The organism is Polaromonas sp. P1_E1_2, from assembly GCF_056406035.1.
Genome location: NZ_JBFUAZ010000521.1, coordinates 1 through 3,033 on the forward strand (window position 1 = coordinate 1; position 3,033 = coordinate 3,033).

Consider the following 3,033-nt stretch of genomic DNA (forward strand, 5'->3'; position numbering starts at 1 on the left):
ACTACGCACCCGTCGTGAGCAACGGCGCCCTGGAAAAATTCCTCAACGACACCTTCTCCTCGCTGTCTGACACCGGCGCCGCCAAGGCCGCCAACGTGGAAGACCTCGAGAAGGCATATACCCTGCAATTCGACGTTCCCGGCCTGGCCCGCGAACAACTGGATATCGGCATTGAAGGCGACGTGGTTCGTGTCTCCAGCAAGGAAGACGCACCCCGCAAAATCAAGGCCGCATGGCGCTTCCCGCTGGAAATCGATACCGCCAACAGCAGCGCCAAACTGGAAAACGGCGTGTTGACCCTGACACTGGGCAAAAAAGTCCCTGTCAGCAACGTCACCCACCTCGACATCCAGTAACCACCGACCAAAGCCGGTTARCCGTCCCTGCCAGCCGGGGCCGTGGAACCGGCTTTGCCGGGCCGCAGGCGCAGCGGCCCCCTCGGGGGGACGGGGAACTACGCGGCGCGAGCGACCGTGGGGGTCAAACTCCAGCGCGGCTTCACATCAAACGTGTAGTCGCGCTGAAGCGTTTCAAGCCCCGCCTGCAGCCGCATGCCGGCCGCCAGCGCAATCATGGCGCCGTTGTCGGTGCACAAATGCAGTTCCGGGTAATGCACACGAATACCGCGTTGCTTGCACACGGCATTGAGCTGGCTTCGCAGCAGCGCATTGGCGCCCACGCCGCCCGCCACCACCAGGCGTTTGAGTCCGGTTTGCGCCATGGCGGCCAGTGATTTTTTCACCAATACTTCCACGATCGCCGCCTGCGTGGATGCCGCGAGGTCGGCCTTGCGGCTGTCCAGCTCCGCACCCAATTTTTTGGCCTGAGTCAGCACTGCGGTTTTGAGCCCGGCAAATGAAAAATCCAGGTCACCACTGTGCAGCAAGGGTCGCGGCAACTTGAAGGCCGCGCAGTCGCCGTGCTCAGCCAGCTTCGACAGATGGGGCCCGCCGGGATAAGGCAAGCCCATCAGCTTGGCCGACTTGTCAAAAGCCTCACCTGCCGCATCGTCAATGGTTTCACCGAGCAATTCGTAACTGCCGACCCGGTCCACCCGCATCAGCTGGGTATGGCCGCCAGACACCAGCAGCGCCACAAAAGGAAACTCGGGCGGGTCGGCGCTCAGAAAGGGCGACAGCAAATGCCCTTCCAGGTGATGCACACCCATCGCAGGCTTGCCCAGCGCCGCCGCCAGCGAGCAAGCAATACCCGCCCCCACCAGCAGCGCACCCGCAAGCCCAGGGCCGCGTGTATACGCCACCACATCCACTTGCGCCAGGCTGCTGCCCGCCTCGGCCATCACCTGATGCGTCAAAGGCAAGACACGCCGGATATGGTCCCGGCTCGCCAGCTCAGGCACCACACCACCATAAGCCTGGTGCATGTCGATCTGGCTGAACAAGGCGTGCGACAGCAGGCGCGGCACGCCACTGCCGCTGGCATCCACCAGCGCCACACCGGTTTCATCGCAACTCGATTCGATTCCCAAGACTCTCATCCTTCGAGTGTAAAGCCCCCCCCGTTCAGGCTCACTACGTGTAGCCTGCCCCCCTCAAGGGGGGGGTGCCTGCGGTCTGGCAAAGCCAGTCCCGCGGCTCCCGCTGGTTGAGCCCCTCCTCAACCCAGCATGAGCCCTGGAACCGGCTTTGCCGGGCCGGAGGGCGGGCGGACCCCTCGGGGAGGTAAGGAGTTACACACAGTGAACGACCGTGGGGGCACGTTTCTTGCACTAAATCCTGCATGACGCCGTCCCAATCCCTGCGCCTTGTCATCATCGCCCCGGACCTGCTGGAGTCCGTGTCCGATGACGACCATGCGCGGGAGCTGGCCGAGCGCTCGCGCCAGCTGCGCATCGGATTGCTGGAAAACGGTTACAACATCGTCGCGGTGCTCCCGGCCGATACCTTCCTGGACGAGCGCCTGGCGCAACTGCAACCCGACATGATCATCGTGGACGCCGAAAGCGAGGCCCGCGATTCGCTGGAGCATGTGGTGATGGCGACGCGGGACGCCCGCCGGCCCATCGTGCTGTTCACCAACGACAACGACACCAGCCACGTGAAGGATGCCGTCGCCGCCGGCGTGTCGGCCTATGTAGTGGCCGGCCTCTCCCCGGWCCGCATTCGGCCTATCCTGGACGTGGCCATGGCGCGCTTTGAGCACGAACAGGGCCTCCGCAAGGAACTGGCACACGCCAAAACAGAGCTGCATGACCGAAAAGTCATAGACCGGGCCAAGGGCATGCTGATGCAGCGCCAGGGCCTGACCGAACAGGCCGCCTTCGAAAAGCTGCGCAAGGCAGCGATGGATAAGGGCCTGCGGCTGGGCGAAGTCGCCCAGCGCATGCTCGACGCCCTGGATTTGCTGGGATAAATCCCGGGCCTGATCTCAGGTAACCCTCAATTGGTGCACCGCACAAATACGGTGCAAGCATCAAACCACCGCCTCGCACCGCCTTTCCCCGCAGCCACTGGTGCACGCAGTGCGTCCGGGCACTTTCCCTTCTCAAAACGACCCGCTGTCACAGCACTCAGCATCGCTGGCACAGCTTTTGCAATGCCCTAGGCACTGGTCAAAGATGGCCAACCGGCACAGCACTTCAATGGCGAAGTGTGTGGTGCCCCCAAGGAACAAAGGCGTTCGCACCCTGCATCACGTTCAACGTGTTGCCCGGGTCGAGCGCCTTTTTGTTTTTGTCTTTCGTTTTAACTATCAGGAGCCGCTGACATGACTGAACTGCTGAAATCTTCGCTGACTCGCCGCACCGTGCTGCAGGCCGCGGCCGTAGGCGCCGTGGGCATCAACCCCGCCCTGCGCGCTGCCGTCTATGCCCAGGGCTCAGACGCACCAGAGAAGAAGGAAGTCAAGATCGGCTTCATTCCGCTGACCGACTGCGCCTCGGTGGTCATGGCCTCAGTGCTGGGCATTGACCAGAAATACGGCGTCAAGATCATCCCGACCAAGGAAGCCAGCTGGGCCGGCGTACGCGACAAGCTGGTCAACGGCGAACTGGACTTCGCCCATGTGCTCTAC

General features: G+C 62.9%; 4 protein-coding genes. 3 read left to right on the forward strand and 1 reads right to left on the reverse strand.

What is annotated here, in order from left to right:
• On the forward strand, window positions 1-356 hold a 356-nt coding region (locus tag AC1D1P_RS19205; protein WP_477674070.1), incomplete at its 5' end, for an Hsp20/alpha crystallin family protein.
• Between the two features lie 98 nt (window positions 357-454).
• On the opposite strand, the gene tsaD is transcribed toward AC1D1P_RS19205, so the two are convergent.
• Window positions 455-1,498, reverse strand: coding sequence for a tRNA (adenosine(37)-N6)-threonylcarbamoyltransferase complex transferase subunit TsaD (gene tsaD, locus AC1D1P_RS19210; RefSeq protein ID WP_477674071.1), 1,044 nt, complete (start codon window positions 1,496-1,498; stop codon window positions 455-457).
• 242 nt (window positions 1,499-1,740) lie between these two features.
• Between tsaD and AC1D1P_RS19215 the strand changes: the two genes are divergently transcribed.
• Window positions 1,741-2,373, forward strand: coding sequence for an ANTAR domain-containing response regulator (locus AC1D1P_RS19215; RefSeq protein ID WP_477674072.1), 633 nt, complete (start codon window positions 1,741-1,743; stop codon window positions 2,371-2,373).
• A 354-nt stretch (window positions 2,374-2,727) separates the two neighbouring features.
• On the forward strand, window positions 2,728-3,033 hold a 306-nt coding region (locus AC1D1P_RS19220; RefSeq protein WP_477674073.1), incomplete at its 3' end, for an ABC transporter substrate-binding protein.

Bases quoted from the DNA above. Each gene is read 5' to 3' on its own strand.
- tsaD (WP_477674071.1), bottom strand. From the start codon at position 1,498: ATGAGAGTCTTGGGAATCGAATCGAGTTGCGATGAAACCGGTGTGGCG.